Origin of the sequence: Microbacterium horticulturae (assembly GCF_029094505.1) — a bacterium.
In the GTDB taxonomy this organism is placed as follows: Bacteria; Actinomycetota; Actinomycetes; order Actinomycetales; family Microbacteriaceae; genus Microbacterium; species Microbacterium horticulturae.
The window spans coordinates 3,608,126-3,630,638 of the sequence record NZ_CP119108.1; the positions used below are offsets into that span (position 1 = coordinate 3,608,126).

General features: G+C 66.9%; 17 protein-coding genes. 5 read left to right on the forward strand and 12 right to left on the reverse strand.

Annotation, left to right across the window (positions count from 1 at the left end):
* Window positions 1–2: 2 nt before the first annotated feature.
* Window positions 3–1,430: a CCA tRNA nucleotidyltransferase gene (locus PU630_RS17200; protein WP_275278281.1), complete on the reverse strand. Its 1,428-nt coding sequence runs from the start codon at window positions 1,428–1,430 to the stop codon at window positions 3–5.
* Between the two features lie 168 nt (window positions 1,431–1,598).
* Entirely contained in the window at window positions 1,599–3,113 is a 1,515-nt protein-coding gene (locus PU630_RS17205) for a DUF7059 domain-containing protein (RefSeq protein ID WP_275278282.1), read from the reverse strand.
* A 253-nt stretch (window positions 3,114–3,366) separates the two neighbouring features.
* Here PU630_RS17205 and PU630_RS17210 point away from each other — a divergent pair, with 253 nt between their 5' ends.
* The 4 genes from PU630_RS17210 (at window position 3,367) to trxA (ending at window position 8,931) form a co-directional block, all read left to right on the forward strand.
* On the forward strand, window positions 3,367–5,817 hold the full coding sequence (locus PU630_RS17210; protein ID WP_275278283.1) for a DUF6049 family protein: 2,451 nt from the start codon (window positions 3,367–3,369) through the stop codon (window positions 5,815–5,817).
* Window positions 5,814–7,409 (forward strand): murein biosynthesis integral membrane protein MurJ, encoded by a 1,596-nt coding sequence (gene murJ / locus PU630_RS17215; protein ID WP_275278284.1) that lies wholly within the window; start codon window positions 5,814–5,816, stop codon window positions 7,407–7,409. Before PU630_RS17210 ends, murJ begins: the two co-directional genes overlap by 4 nt.
* Window positions 7,410–7,556: 147 nt before the next feature.
* A complete protein-coding gene (gene trxB, locus PU630_RS17220) occupies window positions 7,557–8,546 on the forward strand; it encodes a thioredoxin-disulfide reductase (protein WP_275278285.1) in 990 nt (329 codons plus the stop codon).
* 61 nt (window positions 8,547–8,607) lie between these two features.
* Complete coding sequence (gene trxA / locus PU630_RS17225; RefSeq protein ID WP_275278286.1) at window positions 8,608–8,931, forward strand: thioredoxin; 324 nt, start codon at window positions 8,608–8,610, stop codon at window positions 8,929–8,931.
* Between the two features lie 61 nt (window positions 8,932–8,992).
* On the opposite strand, the gene PU630_RS17230 is transcribed toward trxA, so the two are convergent.
* The 10 genes from PU630_RS17230 to rpmH form a co-directional block, all read right to left on the reverse strand.
* Window positions 8,993–10,915 (reverse strand): APC family permease, encoded by a 1,923-nt coding sequence (locus tag PU630_RS17230; protein WP_275278287.1) that lies wholly within the window; start codon window positions 10,913–10,915, stop codon window positions 8,993–8,995.
* A gap of 156 nt (window positions 10,916–11,071) precedes the next feature.
* Complete coding sequence (locus PU630_RS17235; protein WP_343075848.1) at window positions 11,072–11,434, reverse strand: tryptophan synthase subunit alpha; 363 nt, start codon at window positions 11,432–11,434, stop codon at window positions 11,072–11,074.
* A gap of 49 nt (window positions 11,435–11,483) precedes the next feature.
* Window positions 11,484–12,506 (reverse strand): ParB/RepB/Spo0J family partition protein, encoded by a 1,023-nt coding sequence (locus tag PU630_RS17240; protein ID WP_275278288.1) that lies wholly within the window; start codon window positions 12,504–12,506, stop codon window positions 11,484–11,486.
* Window positions 12,506–13,450 (reverse strand): ParA family protein, encoded by a 945-nt coding sequence (locus PU630_RS17245; RefSeq protein WP_275280133.1) that lies wholly within the window; start codon window positions 13,448–13,450, stop codon window positions 12,506–12,508. Before PU630_RS17245 ends, PU630_RS17240 begins: the two co-directional genes overlap by 1 nt.
* Before the next feature lie 4,042 nt (window positions 13,451–17,492).
* The gene (gene rsmG, locus PU630_RS17250; protein ID WP_275278289.1) at window positions 17,493–18,116 is read right to left on the reverse strand and encodes a 16S rRNA (guanine(527)-N(7))-methyltransferase RsmG; all 624 of its coding nucleotides are present in this window, start codon (window positions 18,114–18,116) and stop codon (window positions 17,493–17,495) included.
* A 26-nt stretch (window positions 18,117–18,142) separates the two neighbouring features.
* Window positions 18,143–18,640: a Jag family protein gene (locus PU630_RS17255; protein WP_275278290.1), complete on the reverse strand. Its 498-nt coding sequence runs from the start codon at window positions 18,638–18,640 to the stop codon at window positions 18,143–18,145.
* 16 nt (window positions 18,641–18,656) lie between these two features.
* A complete protein-coding gene (yidC, locus tag PU630_RS17260) occupies window positions 18,657–19,802 on the reverse strand; it encodes a membrane protein insertase YidC (RefSeq protein ID WP_428981968.1) in 1,146 nt (381 codons plus the stop codon).
* 3 nt (window positions 19,803–19,805) lie between these two features.
* The gene (gene yidD, locus PU630_RS17265; protein ID WP_275278291.1) at window positions 19,806–20,162 is read right to left on the reverse strand and encodes a membrane protein insertion efficiency factor YidD; all 357 of its coding nucleotides are present in this window, start codon (window positions 20,160–20,162) and stop codon (window positions 19,806–19,808) included.
* On the reverse strand, window positions 20,159–20,494 hold the full coding sequence (rnpA, locus tag PU630_RS17270) for a ribonuclease P protein component (RefSeq protein WP_343075849.1): 336 nt from the start codon (window positions 20,492–20,494) through the stop codon (window positions 20,159–20,161). Before rnpA ends, yidD begins: the two co-directional genes overlap by 4 nt.
* A 10-nt stretch (window positions 20,495–20,504) precedes the next feature.
* Entirely contained in the window at window positions 20,505–20,642 is a 138-nt protein-coding gene (rpmH, locus tag PU630_RS17275) for a 50S ribosomal protein L34 (RefSeq protein ID WP_056123502.1), read from the reverse strand.
* A 296-nt stretch (window positions 20,643–20,938) separates the two neighbouring features.
* On the opposite strand from rpmH, the gene dnaA reads away from it, so the two are divergent.
* Window positions 20,939–22,348: a chromosomal replication initiator protein DnaA gene (gene dnaA, locus PU630_RS17280; RefSeq protein ID WP_275278293.1), complete on the forward strand. Its 1,410-nt coding sequence runs from the start codon at window positions 20,939–20,941 to the stop codon at window positions 22,346–22,348.
* The last annotated feature ends 165 nt before the right edge of the window (window positions 22,349–22,513 follow it).

The window sequence follows — 22,513 nt, forward strand, 5'->3', positions numbered from 1 at the left end:
GCTCAGCTACGAGCAGCCCACCACGCCCGGAGGCGGCGCTCGGCCTCTTCAGGCCCGAGAACGCCGTCGTCCAGTCGCAGATCGAGCAGGAACCGGTACGCCTCGCCAACGACCCGGCCGGGCCCCACCCCCAGGATCTCCTGGATCTGGTTGCCGTCGAGATCGGGACGGATGGCGTCGAGCTCCTCCTGCGCGGCGAGCTCGTCGATGCGGTTCTCGATGTCGTCGTACGCGGCGGCGAGCATCTGCGCCTTGCGCTTGTTGCGCGTGGTGACGTCGGCCCGCGTGAGGATGTGCAGCCGTTCGAGCTCGGCCCCGGCATCCCGCACATAACGCCGCACCGCGGCATCCGTCCACGCTCCTTCGGCATAGCCGAAGAAGCGCAGGTGCAGCTCGATGAGCTTGGTGACGGTGTCGATCGTCGCCGAGTCGAAGCGCAGCTCGCGCAGGCGCTTGCGGGCCAGCCGCGCGCCGCGCACATCATGGTGGTGGAACGTCACCGCGCCGCCCGGCTCGAGCTTGCGGGTCGCCGGCTTGCCGATATCGTGCAGCAGCGACGCCAGGCGCAGCGGTAGATCGGGAGCGGCACCGGGATGCCGGCTGTGCTCGAGGTCGATGGCCTGCCGCAGCACGGTCAGCGAGTGCTCGTAGACGTCCTTGTGGTGGTGGTGCTCGTCGACTTCGAGCCGCAAGGCGGGGATTTCGGGCAAGAACTGCGCCATCAAGCCGGTGTCGACGAGAAGGCGGATGCCGCGGGTCGGGTCGTCGGTGCCGAGCAACCGCATCAGCTCAGCCTGGATGCGCTCTGCCGAGACGATCTGGATGGTCTCGCGAAGCTCTTCGATCGCGGCGACCGTCTCGGGGTCGACCGCGAACTCGAGTTGCGATGCGAAGCGGGCGGCGCGAAGCATCCGCAACGGGTCGTCTCCGAAGCTGACGCGCGGGTCGATCGGGGTGCGCAGAATGCCGCGGATCAGGTCGTCGACGCCGCCCGTGGGGTCGACGAGCTTCTTGTCGGGCAGGAGCAGCGCCATCGCGTTGACGGTGAAGTCGCGGCGGACGAGGTCGCCGTCGATCGAGTCGCCGAACGCGACGACGGGTTTGCGCGTCATCCCGTCGTAGCTGTCGGCGCGGTAGGTGGTGATCTCGACCTGCTCACCGGAAACGCGGGCGCCGATCGTGCCGAACTCGCGGCCGATGTCCCACTGCGCGGTCGCGACGGGTTTGACGATCTTGAGGATGTCGTCGGGCTGCGCGTCGGTCGTGAAGTCGAGGTCGTGGGTTTCGCGGCCCAGCAGCGCGTCGCGCACCGGGCCGCCGACGAGGGCCAGCTCGCGCCCGGCAGCGGCGAATGCCTGCGCGAGGGTTGCGACAGCGGGGGACGCGGCCAGCGCGTCCAGGCGCGCCACACCCTCGGCCATGTTCAGCATGGATTCCAGCCTAACCCGCGGCTTCCTCCGCCGAATTCATATGAATCTGTCCACACCACACCAAACCGACGGGCGGTTCGGTGTGCACGCGACAGTTTCATATGAATTCGACGACCCGGGGGCGGGCGTGGCTTCGGCGAAGGGCGACGGGGCGGCCGATCGGACGCCTCACGCGAACGCCAGGAGCCCGCAGAACACCAGCTCGCGCACGCGCGGGAGCAGCTCGGCGCGCAGCGCAGCCGCATCGACGTCGAGCAGCTGCGCGATCGCGGCGATCAGCGGCCCCACCGCCAGGTCGCCGTCGCACGCGCCGACGAGCGCCGCCAGAGCGGGGTCGACCTCGAGCACGCGGCCGAAGCCGCGGCCCTGGCGCAGTTCGATGACGCTGGGCGCCTCGGCGCCGGGCAGATGATGTCGCGCCTCGGTCACATCGCCCGCGACGATCAGCAGCGACGCGGCGAGCGCCTCGTCATCGAGCTCGAGAAGCCGGTCGTGCGCAGCCAGCGAACGACCGAGGTGCGCACCCAGCGCGTGCTCGGGCACCGGCTGCGGCATCCGTTCATATCGCGCCAGCCTCACCCACCCGGCCGGCCGGCGCAGCAGGATGTATCCGAAGCCGACCTCACTCACCCCGCGCGCCGCGAAATCGTCGAGCCAGGCACCCAGCAGCGCGTCGAACTCCGCCGTCCCGGGCAGGGTCCCCGCGTCGCGGATCCACAGTTCGGCATAGGCCACCGGATCGAGCAGTTCGCGCTCGATCACCCAGGCATCCAGGCCCGCCGCGTCCACCCAGTCGCGCACCCGGTCGAGGCCCGCCCGCCCGTCGCGCGTCTCCCAGTTGCCCAGCAGCTGCGCCGTGCCGCCGGGCTCCAGGTGCGCACCGACTCCGGCGATGAACTCCGCAACGAGCGCGTCGCCGACCCGCCCGCCGTCGCGGTACTCATACGCCGGTACGCCCGTTGCCCGCGGCGTGATCACGAACGGCGGGTTCGACACGATGCGCTCGAACCGCTCGCCCGCCACGGGCGCGAACATGTCGCCCGCCCGCGTCGAGATCGCGTCGACGCCGTTCAGCAGGGCGTTCAGCCGGGTGTACCGCAGCGCCCGGTGCGACACGTCGGTGGCGACGAGGGATGCCGCGGCCCGCCGCGCCCGCAGAGACTGGATGCCGCAGCCGCAGCCGAGATCGAGCGCGCGATCGACGGGCGCCGTGAGCTGGAGTCCGGCGAGGGTGAGCGACGCCCCGCCCACCCCGAGCACATGATCCTCGGGTAGCGGACCACCCAGGGCCGCCTCATCGAGGTCGCTCGCGATCCACCACTCGCCGACGGCGTCTTCGTCGATGAACGCCTGCGGCCGAACGAGGGCCGTCGGCCGCAGCATCCCGTCCTCCATCCGGGCGAGTCCGAGGGCCTCGAGTCCCGCGATCCCCGTTGCCGGGAAGGCGAGGGATGCCGCCTCCGCCGGCACCGTGTCGCCGACGCCGAACAGCCGGGCCACGACGGCCAGCGCGCCTTCGTCGCCGGCGATCCGACGCCGGATCGGCAGCGCGTGCCCGCGGCCGAGTGCGCCGTCGGCGGCGTCGCCCCAGGCGTCACGCAGGGCGTCGGTGCGGTAGCCCGCGGCGTCGAGGTCGGCGGCGAGAGCCCGGCACAGCGCCGGATCGGGTTCGGGAAGCGACATCCCCCCATTCAACCGCCGATTCGGCGTCCAAAACTCCGCCGATCCGTGTCTGCCGGCACCGCAGACCGCCCGTACGGGCCCGCACGCACCCGATCCAGCGGAGTTCTGCACGCCGCACCGGCCGAGCGTGGGACTTCACCGGGCCCGGCGCGCATTGGGCGGGCGCTGAGCACGCCCCCGTAGAATCACAGCTGTTCGTGCGGCATCCCCCCACGAACACCGTTCTATGTCCGCGAGTTCCGAAGATCCCCGCATGCGCGCATCGCAGGCCGCCCTCCGGCCGGTCGCCGACCCGCGCACCTGTGGCGACCGCAGCCGGCACCCAGACAGCCGGCGCCCAGACAGCCCGCGCACAGACAGCCGGCACCCGGCCCGCCGGCGTCTACTCGGCCGCCGGCTCGCGGCTCTGGCGACCGGCGCCCTTCTGGTCCTCGCCCCTCTCCTCAGCGCTCCGGCCGCGTCCGCCGCCGACGCCACACCGAGCCCGACGCCGTCGCCGACTCCGCTGTCGGGCGCGGTTGATGCGTTCGTGTCCGCCGATGCGAACGGCGTGCTCGAACCCGATGAAGACCTCGTCACCCATGTCGCCCTGCGCAACGGCACCGCCGCCCCGGTGTCTGCCACCGACGTCACGCTGAGTCTGGGTGCGCAGCCGCTCACGTCCCGCAGCGAGCTGGCCGCCTGGCTCGACGCCGGCACCGGCGGCACCGGCGACGCCGACACCGGTCAGGCCGATCCCACGTCGACCGATGCCACGACGATGACGCTCGGCACAGCTTCGGTCGGCGCCGTCGACTCGGGCGAGACCGCCTCGGTCGAGATCACGGTGCCGGGCGACGACGACGCGCTCACCGAGCTCGACCCGGGGGTCTACCCGCTCAGCGCCACGATCACCGGTCCCGCCCAGACACGCGTCGCCACCAGCGTGCTGACGGTTCCGAAGAAGCGCGACACCGACCGCACGCCGGTCGCGATCGTCGTACCGATCACCGTCAGCGGACTCACGACCGGCCTCCTCACGGCCGATCAGCTGACCGCGCTCACAGCGCCCGACGGCGATCTGACCGCCGAGGTGAACGCTGTCGCCGGAACGCCGGCGATCCTCGCCATCGACCCGGCGATCGTCGCGTCGATCCGGGTGCTGGGTTCGTCGGCGCCCGAGACCGCCACCGCCTGGCTCGAGCGCCTCGACATGCTCTCCAACGAGCGCTTCGCGCTGCAGTTCGGCGACGCCGACATCGCCGCCCAGCTGCACGACGGCCACTCCACGCTATTGCGTCCGTCAACCCTGCAGTCGTACATGGACGCCGCCGACTTCACCGACACCGACGACACGGACACGACCGATGACGCGACCGGCGACGATGACGACGGCACGGCAGCACGGACGCCGGAACCCACCGACACCGCCTCGCCGGGTGCGCCCACGCTCCCCAGCATCGACGATCTCGAGAGCCTCGGCGAGAACGCGCGCGACGCCGTCTACTGGCCGTTCTCGAAGACCGTCGGCGGCGCCGATGTCGCCCAGCTCGCAGGGATGTCGACCGCCGACGCCAACGCCGTCACGCTGATCTCCTCCGCCTCCGCGACGCCGGGCAGCGCGCACGTCGATGCCGGCGGCGCGAACGCACTCGTGTACGACGCTGTGGTCTCGGACGAGCTCCGCGCGGCATCCCTCGAAGACGATCCCAAGGTCCGCAACGCGTCCTTGGCCGCGGTGACCGCCTCGCTGAACATCGCCGCGCGCACCGGCAATGGCTCGCCGCTCATGGTCGTGGTCGACCGCGCGTCCGACCGGGCGGTGCTCGGTCTGTCGGCGGCGGTCGAGGCGGTCACCGGCGCGCCCGGCACCACTCCGGCCACTCTGACGCGCGTCCTGGATTCGCACGCTCGTCAGGTGACGGTGAAGGATGCCGCGGCCGACACCACCCGCGTCAACACGCTGAAGCAGCTTCTCGAGGGAGAGCACCGCATCAGCGCGTTCGCGACGGTGCTCGACGATCCGACCCTGCTCACCGCGCCCGAACGCGCGACGCTCCTGCAGCTCATGGGCGGCGGCTGGCTCGACGACCCCGATGGATGGGCCGATGCGATCACAGCTCACAAGCAGGCGACGCGCGACACCCTGAACTCGGTCTCGATCGCCCCCACCAGCGACTTCAATCTCGCCGGACGCGCCGCGACCCGCACCTTCGGCATCCGCAATGAGCTGCCCTGGCAGGTGAAGGTCACACTGCTGGCTCACCCCGACAACCTGCGCCTCGAGGTGCAGGAGTCCACCGACGTCACCGCCCAGGCCTCGAGCACCACCGCAGCCCACGTGCCGATCGAGGCGCAGATCGGCAACGGCGACGTCACCCTCAACCTTCGCCTGGTGAGCCCTGCCAGCGTGCCGATCGGCCAGCCGCGCGACGTCGTCGTGACGGTCCACGCAGACTGGGAGATCATCGGCCTCACCGTGCTCGGCGTCGGCATCGGCGCGTTCCTCGTGCTCGGTCTCGTCCGTACCGTCCTCTCCCGCCGGAAGCGAGCGAGGGATGCCGCTTCTGCCGACAACGGCGAGGAGGACGCATCTGATTCCGACGTGCCGAACCGCGAGTCCGCAACGAGCACCGACCCCCACGACGCCTCGACCGACGGCACCGTTGGAGATGCAGCATCCACCCCCGAAGCATCCACCCCCGACGACGGAGCCGCCCGGTGACCGGCATCGGCCGCGCGAGCGTGCTGATCGGGGCGGGCACCGTCGTCTCGCGGCTGAGCGGGTTCGTCCGCCAGTGGATCATGGTCATCGCCCTCGGCGGCACGCTCACGGCCGCCGGGAACGCCTTCGCCGTCGCGAACGGACTGCCCAACGCGATCTACGCGATCGTCTCGACCGGGCTTCTCGCGGCCGTCGTCGTGCCGCAGATCGTGCAGGCGGCCGCGCACGAAGACGGCGGCACGGCGTTCATCTCCAAGCTGTTCACGCTCGGCACCGTCGCGCTGCTGGTGGTCACGGCGATCGCGATGGTATGCGCACCACTGCTGGTGCAGCTGTACGCGCAGGGTTTCTCGGCCGAGCAGCGGGCGCTGGCGACGGCGTTCGCGTACTGGTGCCTGCCGCAGATCCTCTTCTACGGGCTGTACGCGCTGGTCGGCGAGGCACTGAACGCGCGCAACATCTACGGGCCGTTCACGTGGGCGCCGATCGTCAACAACATCGTCTCGATCGCCGGTTTCGGACTGTTCCTGCTGCTCTTCGGTCCCCTCGGCGACGTTGTCGCCTGGACCCCGACCACCATCGCGCTCATGGGCGGCACGGCGACGGTCGGCATCATCGTGCAGGCGCTCGTGCTGTTCCTCTTCTGGCCGAAGACCGGGCTGCGCATCAGGCCCGACTTCCGCTGGCGGGGCATGGGGCTCAATCGCATCGGGCGTCTGGCGGGCTGGACGTTCCTCATGGTGCTGCTGGCGCAACTGGCCGGAATCGTCCAGTCGCGCGTCCTGTCGGAGGCCGCGAAGGGCCATGCGGGGGTGTTCGCGGGGCAGAACGCCTGGCTGCTGTACATGATCCCGTACTCGCTGATCGTACTGTCGATCGGAACGCCCTACTTCACGCGACTCAGCGAGCACGCGGCCGCCGGCCGGCACGAAGAGGTCCGTGCTGACATCGGTCGCAGCATCCGCACCGTGGGCGTGTTCATCGTGTTCGCGACGTTCGCGCTGGCCGCGGCATCCATCCCCACCTCACGTCTGTTCACCGACGATGCGCGCACGGCACCGGTGCTGGCCCTCGTCCTTGTCGCTTACCTCATCGGGCTGGTCCCCAACGCGGTGCAGTTCACGATCCAGCGCACGTTCTACATGTACAACGACACGCGCACGCCGTTCCTCTTCACGATCGTGCAGGCCGGCATCGTCGCACTGACCGCCTGGCTGTCGGGACTGTTCATTCCGATCGAATACCTCGCCGCATCGGTCGCCCTCGGCCAGTCACTGGCCGCCATAGTGCAGCTCGTGCTGGCAACGTGGCTGCTGCGCCGAAAGATCGGGCACCTCGGCACACGGTCGTGGATGCTCGGACTCACCCGCTTCGTCATCGCCGGTGTCCCCGCGGCCGCGGTGGGCTGGGTGGTGTTCCTGCTCTCGGGCGGCGTGGGCGGGTGGATGACCGCCGGCACGGGTCTCGCGATCGTCGGGTCGTGCGTGATAGGCGTCGTCGCCCTCGTCGTCTACGTCGCGCTGCTCGCACTTCTGCGCGCGCCCGAGCTGCGCTCGGCGCTCGATACCGTGCGTCGCGTCGTCCGTCGCTGAGCCCGTCCACCCACCTCTGGCTCGTCGGGTGAGGCGAGCGTCCCCGCCGCGCAACGCTCCGACGCGCGGACCGCAGTGGAATGCCCCACGGTTACGATGTGTTGAGTCATCCGGACGCTTCGACACGTCCGCCACAAGGGAGAAACAGTGCGTCAGCTCATCATCATCGGATCGGGTCCTGCTGGCTTGACGGCCGCCATCTACGCGGCCCGAGCGAACCTCAGCCCCCTGGTCGTCGCCAGCAGCGTCGACGTCGGCGGCGAGCTGATGAACACGACCGAGGTCGAGAACTTCCCGGGCTTCCCGGAGGGCATCCAGGGCCCCGACCTGATGGCGAAGCTGCAGGCGCAGGCTGAGAAGTTCGGTGCCGAGGTCTCCTACGACGACGCGGTCGAACTCGAGCTCGACGGCCCGGTCAAGCGCGTGACCCTGGGCTCGGGCAAGGTCGAAGAGGCCGACGCGGTCATCTTCGCGACCGGGTCGGCGTACCGCAAGATCGGCATCGAAGGCGAGCAGCGCCTCTCGGGCCACGGAGTGTCGTGGTGCGCGACGTGTGACGGCTTCTTCTTCCGCGAGCAGGAGATCGCCGTGGTCGGCGGCGGCGACTCCGCCATGGAAGAGGCCACGTTCCTGACCCGCTTCGCGTCGAAGGTGTACGTCGTCCACCGCCGCGATGAACTGCGCGCCTCGAAGATCATGCAGGAGCGCGCGTTCGCCGATCCGAAGATCGAGTTCGTGTGGAACAGCGAGGTCGTCGACATCCTCGGCGACGCGGCCGTCAGCGGTGTGAAGCTGCGCTCGACCGTCGACGGTTCCGAACGCGACCTGCCCGTCACCGGCGTGTTCGTCGCGATCGGCAACGATCCGCGTACCCACCTCGTGCACAACAAGCTCGACCTGACGCCCGAGGGCACCGTGTGGGTCGACGGTCGTTCGTCTCGCACGTCGGTCGACGGCGTATTCGCCGCCGGTGACGTCATCGACCCGACGTATCGCCAGGCCGTGACGGCCGCCGGTTCGGGAACGGTCGCCGCCCTCGATGCCGAGCACTTCCTCGCGGCGCAGGGTGAGGCCGGCGCGCCCGAGGTCGACGCCGACGAGATCGAAGGCCGCCCCGACGCCGACGCGGCCGCATAGGAACAAACCGGGGCCATCCCGCGTTTGACCTGGTGACAGACTTTCCCACCGAAGGAGAACCATGACTGCGAAGGCGACCACATCCGCCACATTCGAGCAGGACGTCCTGAACGCCGAGGGGCCTGTGCTCGTCGACTTCTGGGCCGAGTGGTGCGGCCCCTGTCGCATGGTCTCGCCCGTGCTCGATGAGATCGCGGCGGAGAACCCCGACAAGCTCACCGTTCTGAAGCTGAACGTGGATGAGAACCCCGACCTGGCGATGAAATACCAGATCACGTCGATTCCCGCGATGAAGGTGTTCGAGAAGGGCGAGGTGAAGACGTCGATCATCGGCGCCAAGCCGAAGTTCGCGCTCGAGCAGGATCTCGCGACCTACCTCAAGTAGGCGCAAAGCCTCCGAAGGCCCCGCAACCGTTGAGGTTCGCGGGGGCCTTCGTCATGAGCGGTCAGGATGCCGCGGGCCCGCCTGCCGCAGCCGGTGGCGTTCCCCCGGGTTGCACCGTGGTGGCGCCGGTCGCGGCATCCGACGTCGCCACGATGTCTTTGATCTCATCGGTCGCGAATCCCGACCGGATCGCCCAGACGTACGCCACGAGGCCAACAAGGACCTCGACGCCCATGCCCCAGGGAAAGCCCAGGGCCGGGTGCTCCATGGGCCCGTACTCGCCGAGGTAGCCCACAAGCATCGACGCCAACAGCAGCCAGATGAGCCACCAGTTCGCGTTGACGGCGCGCTTGCCCTCGGTGCCCGTGGTCGCCCAGACAGCGACACAGAAGGCGATGACCAGCGCGCAGAACACGATGTAGTAGACGGGGAACGGCCACCCGCCCGCGCGCTGCTGTCCGCCGGTGGTGAGCACCCATCCGCCGGCCGTCGCCACCCAGATCCAGGCAACGAAGAACACCACGCTGATGACGATGCTCGACACGGCGTTCATCCACCTCATCTTCCAGGCGTAGTACGCGGTGAAGAACGGCAGCCCGATGAACGTCGCGGTGATGACGTTCGTCAGCGTCGAGAACCCGCTCCAGTACAGAATGAGCACCGCTGCGAGAAACGAGACCGGCGACCAGAACTTGAACCCCTTCAGAAGGAAGGGACGCTTGAGGTTCGGCGCGGTCCGCCGCAGCACCGGGAGCCCGGCCCCACCCATGATGTAGGTGAGCACGGCGGCGGAGCTGATGAAGCCGACCAGTTGGTACCAGCTGGGCGCCGGCACGAAGAAGACACAGCCCACGACGGTCGACACCAGCAGCGGCAGCCAGGGGATGCCGAACCGGTTGTTCGACGTGAAGATCTTCGGGATGTTGCGGTGCACCCCCAGCCCGTAACCCGTGCGTGCACCTGTGCCCAGGTAGACCCAGCCGGTGGCCAATGGTGAAACCGCGGCATCGATGAGCAGGAACGTGCCCAGCGCCGCGAGGGCTGCCATGTTCGCCGAGTCGAGCGCGTGGAACAGCGGACCGTCGGCCCATCCTCCCTGTACGAGTTTGTCCCATGAGCCCGAAGCCAGTCCCATGTCCTTCCAGTTGATCGCGCCGATGAACGCCACCTGCAGCAACGTGTAGATGACGGCGGGTATCGCGATCGACCCGATCGTGGCCAGCGGCACGTTGCGTTGCGGGTTCTTCGCTTCACCGCCGTAGTCGAGCGCCTGGCGGAATCCCAACAGCGAGAAGATGATGCCCGTTGTGGCGATCGCATGGAAGATCGGCGGAACACCCAGTGGCGCGAACCCGTCGTAGCTGGTGAAGTTGGTGCCCTTGAAGATGAAGAACAAGAAGATGAACGTCAGTGTCGGCAGGGCAATCTTCCAGATCGTGACCCACCGGTTCGACTCGGCGAGAAATCGTGCCCCGAAGAAGTTCAGTGCGAAGAACACAACCATCAGCGCGAAGCCGGCGAGAATTCCCGTCGGCCAGCTCAGCACCTGCACACCTTCGACCGTGGTCAACAGGTGCAGGTTCGGAAACCGACCGCCCAGGTACGTGAGTGTCGCCTCCGCCTCGATCGGCGGAATCGACACGACAGACAGCCAGTACGCCCAACCGATGATCCACCCCGACAGCGACCCGTGCGTGAGGTAGGTGTAGCGCACGATGGCACCCGACCTCGGCAGCATCGCGCCCAGCTCAAGATAGGTCAGTGCGATCAAGAAGACGAGCACCGATGCGATGATCCACGACAGGATCGCCGCCGGGCCCGCCACGCCGGCAGCGGCCAGCACGCCGAACAGCCAGCCTGATCCGATCTGCGCACTGACGCCGAGCAGCAGCAGTTGAGTGAACGAGAGCCTGCGTTTGAGGCCACCGTCGGCGGTTTCGAAAGAGCCTGTGACCGGTTCCGGTTCCGTTTGCGTCGTACTCATCTCACACCCCACGTCTTCGTCGGTTGCCGCGGTCCACCGGCGAGCAGATCGCCGGTGCACACGGTACGCCGACCTTGGCCGCTCGTGTGGCGGATCGCCGTTCTGAGGTTTATGCCGTCATCGGCATACAGGGGTGGAAAGTGGCGTGGATGCCGCTCAGAACGCCTCGTTCCGCACGACGGCGTCCCAGCGGCGATGAGTGTTCGCCTCACCGAGCAGCTTCCAGACCGCAGGGGTCAGCGGTGGGTAATCGAGGGCGATCTGACGCAGGACCCGGTAGTGGCGCGCAGCATTCGGCCGTACCCCGCCGTTGGCTGCGATGTTCTCCGCACGCAGGGTGAAGACGACGAGCTCGTCGACGGTAGGCAGTTCCTCCATGAACTCCCACGGATCTTCGCCGCCGAGCAGACGCTCTTCGACCAGTACCGAGAGCTCATCGGCGGCTTCCGCGCGCAACAGTTCAAGGCTCGCCCGGCGACGCGGGGTCACTTCTCGGGACGGGTTGCCTGCAGAACTCACCCAACCAGCCTAAGCGCCCTCGGCCGCGCGGGCGTCCGACGTGCCGCGATCAGGCGCCGTAGCCGGTCTCGCCGAGGTCCTCAAGAATCCGGTTGAGATCCTGGATGCTGGCGAAGTCGATACTTATCTGGCCCTTCCGCGCGCCGAGCGCCACACGGACCTTGGTGTTGAGGCGGTCGCCCAGACGATCGGCAACCTCATCGAGGTAGGCCTGACGGGCACCGGCCTTGGGTGGGACACGGCGGGTGCCGACGTCATTCTTGGCCTTTGCCGCCGCCTCCGCGGCGCGGACGGAGAGGTCCTCGTTCACAATGCGGTCGGCGAGCTTCTGCATCGCCTCCTCATCATCGAGCGACAGAACCGCGCGCGCGTGGCCCGCGCTGAGCACGCCGGCCGCGACCCTTTGCTGCACGGGGACCGGCAGGCGCAGAAGTCGGATGGTGTTGCTGATCTGCGGGCGCGACCGGCCGATGCGGGTGGCCAGTTCCTCCTGTGTGATGCCGAAGTCATCGAGAAGCTGCTGGTAGGCGGATGCCTCTTCGAGCGGGTTGAGCTCCGAGCGGTGCAAGTTCTCGAGCAGCGCGTCGCGCAGCATGTCGTCGTCAGAGGTCTCACGCAGAATCGCGGGGATCGCCTCGAGGCCGGCTTCCCGTGCCGCTCGCGTACGACGCTCGCCCATGATGAGCTCGTACTCTCCATCGGCGTTCTGGCGAACGACGACCGGTTGGAGAACACCGAACTCCTTGACGCTGTGCACGAGTTCGGCCAGATCATCGGGATCGAAGATCGAGCGCGGCTGGCGCGGGTTGGGGACGATGTCGTTCGGATTCACACTGACCAGGCGCGCTCCGGGAACCGCGAGCAGCTCGTCCACGGCTTCGGAGGTCTCCGCGGTGTCCGTCGTCTCCACGTCCTCGGCCGCCGCACGCTTCGCCGCGGGACGCTCCTTGACGGCGGTCCCCGTCGCAGAAGCACCGGGGAAGAACACATCGACGGGCCGCTCACTCGTCGACTCCGTCGTCGGAATGAGAGCTCCGATGCCTCGACCGAGACCTGTCCGCTTCGCCGCCATCAGGCGCCTCCTTCTTTCGATGCTGCCGCATTCTCACGCTGGATGATCTCCACCGCCGCTTCGCGGTATGCCACAGCCCCGGCCGACTGTCCGTCGTAGGCGATGACCGTCTGTCCGAAGCTCGGCGCCTCGGAAACACGAACTGACCGGGGAATGACCGTTGTCAAAACCTCACTGGGAAAGTGCGCGCGCACCTCGTCCGCGACCTGCTGAGCGAGACGAGTGCGCGCGTCATACATGGTGAGGAGGATCGTCGAGACGCGAAGCTTCTGATTGAGATGCTTCTGAATCATCCGTACGTTACCGAGCAGCTGGCTGAGTCCCTCCAGCGCGTAGTACTCACATTGAATCGGGATGAGCACCTCGTCGGCGGCAGTGAAGGCGTTGATCGTCAGTAGGCCGAGCGAGGGCGGGCAGTCGATGAGGACGAAGTCCGGCTTATCCTCCACGGTGTCGACGTAGGTCTCGAGCGCGGTACGCAACCGGTGTTCGCGTGCAACCTGTGACACCAGTTCGATCTCCGCACCGGCGAGATGGATAGTACTCGGTGCGCACGTCAACAGCTCCGACTCAGGGCTGGTCTGGATGATGTCGGCCATCGGAAACTCGTCGATGAGAACGTCGTAGATGCTCGGCGTGTCGGCGGTGTGCGTGATGCTGAGAGCCGTTGAGGCATTCCCCTGCGGATCCAGATCGATGACGAGAACACGAGCGCCGGCCGTCGCCAACGCGGCGGCCAGATTCACCACCGAGGTCGTCTTTCCGACGCCGCCCTTCTGGTTCGACACCGTGATGACTCTGGTGCGTCCCGTCAATTGCACGGTTGTCTGATCCAGTGTGCGCTGACGAGCCGTCAGGTCTGCGAGTTCTCGTGCAATCGGGCTGTCGCCGATGGCTGGTCGTCCGAAGGTCGTCCCAACGGTGGCGTCATTGGGTTGTTCCACGTGAAACGCACTCCTGTTCGGCGATTCTGTCGGTTCCGGGGTCTGTTCCGCTTGCGTGTCCGGATCCGGTTCCGGCTGCGGATCTGCTTCCGGTTCGGGATCTTCGCTCGGGCCTAAGTCCGGCTCTGGTTCAGATGCCGGATCCTCGTCCGGACACGCCTCTGTTTCGGGCGCGGTCGGATAATCCTCTGCTTCGGTGGGCTCCGCCTCGGCGCGCGTCTCCTGCTCCGTCACGGTGGGCGAAACTGAGTCTGTTGCGTGCGGCGACTCCGCATCCAAGTCTAAACGCGTCCCGACGACGGCATCGACGGCGGAGCCCGTGGTTGAGGACTCGCGACGTGGTACCCGCCAGCGATCCCACAAGCGATGCTTCTTCTCCGTGGACTGCTGCTTCACGTGGCCCTTCCTGCACACGGATCTGGTGACATCTTCGCCATCGAACAACGCATGCTCGTCGCTCTCACTCGCCTTCTCTACTGAGCGTATTCCATGGTTCCGACGCCTCCGAGACCGAGCTCGCGTGTTCCTGAGACGCCGGCGTGCGGCCGCGATACCGGGCCCAAATCAGGGTGATTTCACGTGAAACGGCGCCATCCTCCTCAGCAGAAGCGCGGGCAACCTGCGCGGGCGCGCGCCCCCTGCTCACCGAGCGCGACTACCGGCAGCAGCCCTATGACGAACGCCGAGGCGGTACTCCTGCAGACCCACGCTCCCTGTTTCACGTGAAACGGTGCTCTTCCAGACGCCGGTTCGGTCCGCGCCGCCCTCCTACGAGCGCGGAGGAGGGACAGGGGCACTTATTGCCACGAACCGTGTGAGCTACATCGGACTGCGGGCACTCATCCCACGAGCGCCCGCGGCGTGGCGGCAGTGTTCGACTCAGTTCAAGTCGCTCGGTGCGCGACTCCGTGTAGGGGAATCATTACGTGATCAGCCGGCCGCTCGCCGGGTCGACGGGGTCCCTAGTGCCCCGCACCGATGGCCACCCCTGGCGTGCCGGTACTGGAGGGCGTCTCTGGTACGCCCGAACCGATGCAGCTCCGTGGCGCGCCGTGCCGATGCAGCTCCGGGCTGTGGGGCGTTGTCGCCCACCGGGAACCCACCCATCTCTCTGCTCCGTTTCCACTCAGGTCGCCCCTCCTGCGCGGGAGAGGGTCGGCGGTCCGCGCACGCCCGCTGGTACCCCGAGTGCGGCGTGCGTTTCACGTGAAACGCCGCCTGCGTCACTCCGCGGGGACACAGGAGGAACCCATCGCCCAGCCAGTGATTGCCGCCGGCAACTGAGCGGCCAGGAGGGGCAAGTTTGGCAATCTCCAGACCGACCGGCAGTTCCACCTGCGCATGCGGGCACGAGACCTCAAATGCCCCCGCACGATGCGTCCCCCGCCACCACGCCGAGCTGCTCTGGTGAGGTCCGGCGTCTGCCCCCACGTTTCACGTGAAACAGCAGAATGCGGCGCCCGGCGTATGAGGGGCGCCCCAACACCCGGACCGTGTGGCGCCCCCCGGTGCCGGCTGCCAGCTGCCGCTGCCAGACCGCGCACGCTTACCCGCTGTTCCACCGAGCGCCGACGGCCACCGTCGCCGCCGTCGCGAGTTCCCAAAGCGGCAGGACCGCGACTCACTCCACGCTGCCCCGCGTTCGTGGGCCTGGCTGCGTAAGGAGCCTCGGCACCGCGACCTCATTGTCTCCGGCGACAGCCGGCCGGCCCAAAGGCCAGAGTCGCGACCGGGCACGTCCGCCCGGATCGCTTCCGGGAGTGGCTCCGGCGTTTCACGTGAAACATCTCCGTGCAGTAAGGCGGGGGCAGCAGGTAGCGGAGACCACATGCGGAATCGGCCCGGGCAACTTCCCTGTCCCGGCCGCCGGCTGGGAAGGCGCTGTCTTGGGGTTGTCGCTTCCAAAGGCCCGGTCGCTCACACGGCGAAAAGGGGCCGACGACGAGAAGGCCGCCATAGATGGTAGGCACTCGAGTCCCGTCTCCCTCAATCTCCGCTGGCGTGATCAACCCCGGCGGCACGCACAGGGCACCGATGCACGGTCGGCTGGGCGGCCGACGCATCGCGATTGCGCCTGTTTCACGTGAAACACTCTCTGGCGCACCGATACCAGAGCGGCATTCCCATGGGAAACGGAGCCACGCGACCGCCGACGACCCTGAATCTCCATCGGGCCCGGGCTTCGGTACCCGAACCGCGCGGTCCGAACAAACGGCCACCCCATACATATTCACCCCCGCTACACACGGGCGGCGGTCGCGCGCTGACGCGGGCGGCCTGGGTGGGGGCCTTGTGAGCACCGCGGGCCGCCTTCCGTCATCGCGATCTCCAGTCACGGCCTGGGCTGCCGGCGCTTGCTGGCCGCGGAGCACTGGCGCGCAGCCGATCGCCTATTGCAACTGCGCGGGTCGCGGTGGCGTCTTCGTCTCGCGCGTGGTTGCCCATCGGCGTGGCTGCCCATCGGGGTGACCGCAACGTCGCCCGCGGCTCGGTTATATCGCGTCATTTGCGCAAGGAATTCGTGTACAGCGCCGAAGGCAAGAGTCGGAGGCGACTGACGCCCAGGAAGGTGGTGGGGTCCACGCACCCTCCGCTCTCCGCGCTTGGGGACACCTCATCGAGCTGCCCAGATCACGGTGTTTCACGTGAAACGCTCGCGAACCTGCGGTGTCCGGCCCTGCTGAGCGCAGCAATGTGACGTCCCAGCGCCAACCCGTGCTACCTACTCGCCGGCAGAGGGCTGCTCCCGCACGCGAGCTGCTCTCCTTTACCCGGGGTGTCTTCATCACCTCCGGATTGGGCTGCACGCGCGTCTCTGCTCGGAGGGTGAAGCCACCATGACATCCGCTCTCACTCCGGCCCGATTCTGCACCGAGAATCGAGCGCAGGCCCGGGACTTCCCGTGCGCGGCCGCAGACACTCCGTATCGGCCGTGTAAGGACGCGGCAGCCTGGGCGTATCCGCTACTTGTTTCACGTGAAACATCGCTCGTCAGTGGCGTCCATGCCATCTTCACGGTGTCGCGGATCTGTACACACCTGCGCGATCGCGCACGGGAGTTTCACGTGAAACGCCGACCGCCGAACCGCACGGCCATGGCCGGGGCCGTGCCCGACTCAACACACTTCGCGTGGCAGTACCGCGGCGATGTTTCACGAGCAGCCTAATCTCTGTCAACTGGGAGCGGGGAAGCGGCGGCGTGACAACCGGAACCAGTAAACCCGCCACACGTAACGCAGCGCCAAAGGTCGAGTGTTTCACGTGAAACACTTCACTCCACGCGACACGCATAACGCGGCACTGTCCTGCCATGCCTCAACGCGATCACACTGCACCACCACCCGCGTGTCCCGCGCACCTCAGACGTCCGGCCGCCCCCTCAACCGGCGCCTGCGGTGACCAGTTGATGGACGCCGTGCGCGAGAGTGTCACCGAGATCACGGGAGACGTCAACGAGAGGGGAGCCCGACCACGCAACCCCGTCGCATCACTCCAAGCGCGCCACCGTCATCCGCACCGGCCACCCTCCGACTTGCCCTCTGATCACGCCGGAATGTCGGCCGCCCCTCGACGCACCAGCCCTACAGACCTACGCACCCCACAACTCCAGCAATGCCGGCATCCGCGCCCACCGTCGCCCCAACGGCGTTCCCCGCTCATGGCGATGTGCGGGGGAAGGGCTACGAGCAGATCCGCCAGCAGAGGTGATGGGAAGTGCGTGCGTGCGTTGTCGATCACTCGGTCCGCCTTTCCGGTGACCCACGCACTTCAATGAGACGACGGGGCAGCCGCAGAAGCGCGCGGCGACGCTGCGGGAGGTTCATGCATGTGCAAAGTCGGGCCGTCACCACGACCGGTGGCCGCAGGCAGACCCATTGCTCGATCACGTTTCACGTGAAACACGATCTCCGCGACTGGGAAGAGGGAGGTACACCCGAAGTGACGCTCAGCGCTCCGTACCTTCATCCGCTGCTTAAGGCGCAGATGGCTCTCCGGCGCCCTCGGCACTCGTCACCAGGGCGACCGGCAGTCACGTCGTAACTCAGTGCGCGCGCACCAGCGCTCGAACAACCGTCGATGGTTCATCGAGAATGCCATCGCCCACGATCTCGGTGCGGACCTCCGATAGGCGGAACTTGCGCACCTGCTTCTCCGCCGCATCGATCTCTGCCGATGCACTCCGGCCCTTCAAGAAGATCAGTTCGCCGCCATCACGCACCAGTGGCGCGGTGAGCGGGATCAGCGTGCGCAAGGCGCTCACGGCGCGAGCGGTCACGGCGTCGAGCACAGATCCGTGTTTCCAGTCCTCGGCCCGTGCGCGAACGACTTCCACGTTCTCCAGCCCCAGCTCGGCGACTTGCTCACTCAGCCACGTGACCCGCCGTTCCATCGGCTCAATGAGAACCCATTCGACATCCGGCCGTGCGATGGCCAGCACGAGACCCGGCAGCCCGGCACCTGACCCGACGTCACCCACGCGTCCGGAGAAGAATGGCGCGATGACGGCGCTGTTCAGAACGTGCCGAGTCCAAAGCCGGGGAAGTTCCAGAGGCCCGATCAGACCCCGTTCTTCGCCGTGACGAGCGAGTGCCGCAGTGAAGCGCCGCGCGAGATCGATGCGGTCGCCGAAGACCGTGCCGGCCGCAGTCGGCTCGGGCTCCAGCATCCCGTCGTCCGTCACATCGGCTCCGCTCACGCCCGACGAATCACGGTGTGACGGTCAGCACCCTCGCCATAGGACTCCGACATGAGGCCTCGCTCAGCGACGATGTCGTGCACAAGCTTGCGCTCATAGCTCGACATCGCGGGCAACGATGCCTGCGATGCTCCATCGTCGAGCCGTGCGACAGCGCGGTCAACGAGACGGGAAAGCTCCTGCTGTCGGGCATCCCGCGAACCGGCGATGTCCAGGATCAGACGCGAGAACCGACCCGTCTGATTCTGAACCGCGAGACGCGTGAGTTCCTGTACTGCTTGGACGGTTTCAGGATCACCGAGCACGCGCAGCGAGTCGGCATCCTCCGCTTCGACCGAGACATACGCGCGGCCGTTGCGAACATCGAGGGCAAGGTCGCCGTCGAGGTCGGCGATATCGAGCAGACCCTCGATGAAATCGGCGGCAACGTCGCCCTCCTGCTCGAGCTGCTCGACCGTGGCCTCGTGATCGCTGGGGATCTGGGTCGTGGACATGCGGTTTCCTCCGGGTTCAGGATGAGGATGTCGCGGATCCGCCGGAGTTGTCCGGCGCACCTGACGGCTTATTCTTCTGTGCCTGCTTCTTCGCGCGCTGCTTGCTCACTGGCTGCTGGCGCTTGGGAGCGGCTGCCTTCGCCTTTTCCGCCTCTTCGAGGAGTCGCTCCTGCTCGGCGACGTACTTCTCCATCGGAATGACGCGGCCCTTGGCGTCCAGTGCCTTCCCGCGCTTGGCGAGGCGCTCCTCACGTTCCTTCGCGGCCTGCGACCCGGGAGTAGGCATGTTGCGGATGACCATGAACTGCTGCACGGCCGTCCAGATGTTGCTCGTGAACCAGTAGATGACCACACCGAGCGGGAAGAACACACCCGAGAACACGAATGCGAACGGGAGGATGTAGACCATCATCCGCTGCATCTTGTACGCCTGGCCCTGGCGCGCCTCGGGCGACAGGTTCTTCGAGACGATCTGCAACTGCGTGAAGAACTGCGATGCAATCATCAGGACCACCAGGGTGACCATGATGGTGACCGTGATCTCCCAGCCCTCGGGCTTGGTCTGGATCGTGCCCTGCAGCGACTCGTGCAGCGAGGCGACGCCGAAGAGTTTCGCGTTGTAGAACTCCTGCGTCAACTCGGGCGTCAGCCAGAAGATCCCGCCATGGCCCGCCTCGGCGTTCGACTTGATCGACGAGAGCACGCTGTACAGCGAGAAGAACACGGGCATCTGCACCAGAATCGGCAGACAGCCCGACACCGGAGAGGTGCCGTTCTTCTTGTACATCGCCATCGTCTCGCGGCTCATCGCCTCACGAGACAACTGATCGCGCTTGCCCTTGTACTTCTCTTGGATCTTCTTGAGCTCGGGAGCGATCTCCATCATCTTGCGCTGGCTCTTGATCTGCTTGACGAACAGCGGCACGAGCGCAGCGCGGACGACCACGACCAGCCCGATGATCGACAAAACCCAGGTCAGACCGGAAGCGGCGTTCATCCCGAAGAGGGTGAAGAGCCAATGGAAGGCCACCAGGATGGCCTCGACCGCCCACTTGAGAGGCCAGAGAACGAAGCCGATGGGGTCGAAACCGCCGCCGGAAGACGCCGCGGCCGTGCTCGTGGCAACGGGCGAGCTCGTGGCGAGGTGAAGAAGATCCGGCACGGATCAGTCCTTTCTGAGGGGCACGACGAATCCGTGCGGAGTCAGCTCGAAGCGGAAGCGCCGGCCAGGAGGGACGTCGTCGACGCCTCCGGACGCCCAGGGGTGACAGCGCAGAATGCGCCAGAATGCACGGGCGCCACCAATGACCGCGCCGTGCTGCTGAACTGCGCCGACCGCATAGGCCGAGCATGTCGGGTAGTACCTGCACACGTCGCCATACGCGTGCGAGACCGTCGAGCGGTACGCGTGCAGAAGTGCGAGAAGGATGTTGCGGGGGATGAGCGGCAGGAGACGCCAGAATTGGATGCCGCGCCAGCCGCCGTGACCGACATATCCCGTCGGCAGGGTGGCGACGCTCATGCCGCCCTCCGAGCCAGGCAACGATCCACTTCAGCTTGCAGAGTCCGGAAGTCGACTCGAGCTGCACTCGGCAACGCACGGATCACGACGTCTGCGCCGGCACGCGTGCCGGGCAGTGCCTGTGCGCAGACGGCCTTCAGCCGTCGGCGCACCGTGTTGCGCGTGACGGCGGTTCCCACCTGTTTGCTCACGATGAAGCCGAACCGCGCCGCGCGCTCTTCATTGGAAGAGACGACATATGTGATCGTGTGACGACCGGCACACTTCACACCCCGACGGACGACGGCTTTGTATTCCGCGCCGCGGGTCAGCCTGTTCGGCCTCGCGAGCACTGCTATCGCGTCAGGCCGAGAGCTCGGTGCGGCCCTTGCCGCGGCGTGCCGAAAGAATGGCGCGGCCGGCGCGGGTGCGCATGCGGGCGCGGAAACCGTGCTTCTTGGCGCGGCGGCGGTTGTTGGGCTGGAAGGTGCGCTTGGTCATGGGTTCACTCCGGGAGGTTCACCGGGTCGCTTGCCCGGGGACGACGATGAGGGACTCACACCACAGAGGTATAAGTCAACCGATTAAGGCTACGTCGTGGGATGCGATATCTCAAACCGAGCGGTACGACGTGGACATTATCCACAGGGTTGCCGCAGCGTCTGGAAGTGACACGCGCCCTGCATCTACAGTGGAGTTTGCTCTCTTCGCACGTGCTGACTAGCGTTGCTCGGGCAAGTTATCCACAGGTCACGGCGTCCTCCGCCACCTGTGTCACATCGACAGCCGGGGGGGCCATGGCGCAGCAGGAGATTCCAGACGTACCGATATGGCGCACGGTCGTCCACCTCCTGGAGGCCGACGATCGCGTCACCCCGCAGATGTGGGGCTTTCTCAATCTCGCCGTTCCGCAGGGCGTCATGGGCGGCATCCTCTACATCGACGTCCCCAACGATCTCACCGCTTCCCAGATCAACAAGAGGATGCGCGCGCCGATCATGGAAGCGCTCGAGCACTCCGGCGACGAGGTCACCTCGTTTCGCGTCGTCGTGAACCCCGATCTCACCGACGCACATCTGACCGCCGTCATCCCGGTCCAGACGGCACCCACCGCACTCCTCGAAGACCGCATCGTGCCCGAGCGCAACGAACCGGTTGCGATGCCGGCGCGCAGCGACACCCGACTGAACCCGAAGTACACGTTCGACAGCTTCGTCATCGGTCAGTCCAATCGTTTCGCCCACGCCGCCGCGGTGGCCGTCGCCGAGGCACCCGCCAAGGCCTACAACCCGCTGTTCGTCTACGGCGACTCGGGCCTCGGCAAGACGCACCTGCTGCACGCCATCGGCGACTATGCGCAGAGCATGTATGCGGGCATCCGTGTCCGCTACGTCTCCAGCGAAGAGTTCACCAACGACTTCATCAACTCGATTGCGAACAACCGCGGCGCAGCGTTCCAGGCCCGTTACCGCGACGTCGACATCCTTCTCATCGACGACATCCAATTTCTGCAAGGGCGCGCCGAGACCCAAGAGGCCTTCTTCCACACTTTCAACCAGCTGCATGATCACGACAAGCAGGTCGTGATCACCAGCGATGTGCCTCCGAAGCATCTCACCGGTTTCGAGGACCGCATGCGCAGCCGCTTCGAATGGGGTCTCATCACCGACGTGCAGGCGCCCGACCTCGAAACGCGCATTGCGATCCTCCGCAAGAAGGCGCAGAGCGAGCGCCTGCAGATCCCCGATGAGGTGCTCGAATACATCGCGACGGTGGTGTCGTCGAACATCCGTGAACTCGAGGGGGCACTCATCCGCGTCTCCGCATTCGCGAGTCTGAATCGTTCGACCCTCGACATGTCTCTCGCCCAGACCGTGCTGCGCGACATCGTCGATCAAGACGATGCGAACATCATCTCGCCGACCGACATCATCACGGCCACCGCCTCGTACTTCAAGCTGTCGGTCGACGACCTGTACGGTTCGAGCCGTTCGCAACAGGTCGCCCAAGCGCGCCAGATCGCGATGTATCTCTGCCGAGAGCGCACGAGTCTGTCGCTGCCGAAGATCGGGCAGCTGTTCGGTGGTCGCGACCACACCACCGTCATGTACGCGTACAAGAAGATCAGCGACCTCATGAAGGAGCGCCGCTCGATCTTCAATCACGTCACCGACATCACGGCTCAGCTGGGCCGAAACGCCCGCTGACCTCGACTCTTGACGGCGGGCTAGGCGCGGACCAGAATTGCGCTTCTGCACATGTGGATAACTTGTGGAGAATGCGCTCGTGAATGTCATTCTTTGTGAGTCATGGGCCCCTTCCTGTGGAGAACCCGTAGACGACGGCATCCCCCACCCATCCGCATGAACACG

What these genes read in the sequence shown, in the direction of transcription:
- PU630_RS17205 (WP_275278282.1), bottom strand. Translation starts at nt 3,113, where the DNA reads ATGTCGCTTCCCGAACCCGATCCGGCGCTGTGCCGGGCTCTCGCCGCC.
- PU630_RS17200 (WP_275278281.1), bottom strand. Translation starts at nt 1,430, where the DNA reads ATGCTGAACATGGCCGAGGGTGTGGCGCGCCTGGACGCGCTGGCCGCG.
- PU630_RS17230 (WP_275278287.1), bottom strand. Translation starts at nt 10,915, where the DNA reads ATGAGTACGACGCAAACGGAACCGGAACCGGTCACAGGCTCTTTCGAA.
- dnaA (WP_275278293.1), top strand. Translation starts at nt 20,939, where the DNA reads ATGGCGCAGCAGGAGATTCCAGACGTACCGATATGGCGCACGGTCGTC.
- rpmH (WP_056123502.1), bottom strand. Translation starts at nt 20,642, where the DNA reads ATGACCAAGCGCACCTTCCAGCCCAACAACCGCCGCCGCGCCAAGAAG.
- trxA (WP_275278286.1), top strand. Translation starts at nt 8,608, where the DNA reads ATGACTGCGAAGGCGACCACATCCGCCACATTCGAGCAGGACGTCCTG.
- rsmG (WP_275278289.1), bottom strand. Translation starts at nt 18,116, where the DNA reads ATGCTGGAGCCCGAGCCGACTGCGGCCGGCACGGTCTTCGGCGACCGC.
- PU630_RS17210 (WP_275278283.1), top strand. Translation starts at nt 3,367, where the DNA reads ATGCGCGCATCGCAGGCCGCCCTCCGGCCGGTCGCCGACCCGCGCACC.
- PU630_RS17255 (WP_275278290.1), bottom strand. Translation starts at nt 18,640, where the DNA reads ATGTCCACGACCCAGATCCCCAGCGATCACGAGGCCACGGTCGAGCAG.
- yidD (WP_275278291.1), bottom strand. Translation starts at nt 20,162, where the DNA reads ATGAGCGTCGCCACCCTGCCGACGGGATATGTCGGTCACGGCGGCTGG.
- PU630_RS17240 (WP_275278288.1), bottom strand. Translation starts at nt 12,506, where the DNA reads ATGGCGGCGAAGCGGACAGGTCTCGGTCGAGGCATCGGAGCTCTCATT.